The sequence below is a fragment of the Micromonospora sp. NPDC047738 genome (assembly GCF_040642675.1).
Lineage (GTDB): Bacteria > Actinomycetota > Actinomycetes > Mycobacteriales > Micromonosporaceae > Micromonospora.
The window spans coordinates 1-1,507 of the sequence record NZ_JBEYSO010000080.1; the positions used below are offsets into that span (position 1 = coordinate 1).

At 66.2% G+C, this 1,507-nt stretch carries 1 protein-coding gene; it reads right to left on the minus strand.

Annotated features, from left to right (window positions below; translation table 11 throughout):
- Positions 1-34 precede the first annotated feature (34 nt).
- Positions 35-1,360: an IS4 family transposase gene (locus tag ABZ783_RS37390; protein ID WP_357447972.1), complete on the minus strand. Its 1,326-nt coding sequence runs from the start codon at positions 1,358-1,360 to the stop codon at positions 35-37.
- Positions 1,361-1,507 lie beyond the last annotated feature (147 nt).

Consider the following 1,507-nt stretch of genomic DNA (forward strand, 5'->3'; position numbering starts at 1 on the left):
CCAACGCCGTTCAGTTAGGGCGGGTTGGGAGCTGTCAAGGGTCGGGACTGATGATGTCGATGCTTGTGGTGGCTTTGTAGCTGCGTCGGTCGATGTTCGGTCCGCGGGCTTGGTATTTGCTGTTCGAGCGTTTGATCATGCGGGTTTTGGTGCGGAGGCGGCGGTCGGGTAGCAGGTTGGCCAGGACGTGGGCGCCGATGACGCCGACGAGGTCGATGACGGTGCCGGTGATGATGCCGGCGGCGTGCACGATCTGGTCGCGGGCGGTGTTGAGGGCGGTGGTGAAGCTGGCTCGGTCGGGGTCTGTGTCGGGCTGGCTGTCTGTGGCGTCGGTCATGGCGGTGCGTAGCAGTTGATAGGTGATCAGAAGCGCGTGGATTTCCTGGTCGATGCCGTCGGGGGTGCGAGAGCGCAGGACGCGTCCGCCGAGAATGCTGGATTTGAGTTCGAGGTAGGCGGTCTCGATTTCCCAGCGTTCGTGGTAGAGCCGGATCAGTTCGGTGGCGGGGTGGGCGTGGGGGTTGAGCAGGGTGGTGAGTAGCCGGTAGTCGCCGGTGTGGCTGCCGGCGGTGGTGGTGATGCTGATTCGGGCTTCGACGACTCGGATGGTCAGGGTGCCGATGTGCGACAGCCAGGATCCGTCGCTCAGGCGGCGGGTCATCGGCAGGCGACGGTTGGCTTTGGCGCGGATCAGCAGGTGCGCGCCGGCCGCTGTGGCGGTGGCTAGCAGGTCCGCGGCGCAGTAGTTGCGGTCGGCCAGCAGCAGCATCCCGGGCTTCAGGCTGCGGGTCAGGGTCCGGGCCTGGTCGAGTTCCCCGATGCTGACCGGGTCGAACACGGCATCGATCACCGACCGGGTGCCGCAGGTCAGTAAGGCACTCAGCCGCAGCTGCGGGTAGCCGGAGCTGCCGTTGGTGCAGCGGTGTTTGGTGTATCGGCTGGTGTTGGCCGCCGAGTCCGCGACGACCAGAGTGGTTCCGTCGATCACGGTTAGCAGCAGACCTCGCCAGCGCACCTGTGCGGCGGTCGTGGCGGCTGGGCCGCGGAGCAGGTCGAACAACGCCCGCATCGGTTGCGGGCCAAGCCGTTGCCGGGCCTGACGCAGAGCGGAGCCGCTGGGCGAGACGACCATCAGGCCCTCCAGGCCGCTGACGAGTCTTGCCCACACCTGCCGATACCCGACTTCGGCGAACAGGCAGGCCGCGAGCAGCAGATACATCACTACTCGGGCCGGCAACAGCCGCACGCGTGACTGCGTGCGCCCAGTCGCGGTGAGGACTTCATCGACCATCTCGAACGGCACCAGCCGGGTCAGCTCACCCAGATGACCTGGCGCGAACGCTCCCGCGGCTACCGTCACCGTCCGGGTTATGGCAATCTGATCAGCCAGCGGAGCTCCAGGTGTTCAGGGCGTCTTAGAGTGACCCCCCTCTATACCGGAGCTCCGCTGCTTCGTCTCCGTGACACGCTTGACAACCCACCATGCCGCCTAACTGAACGGCGTTGG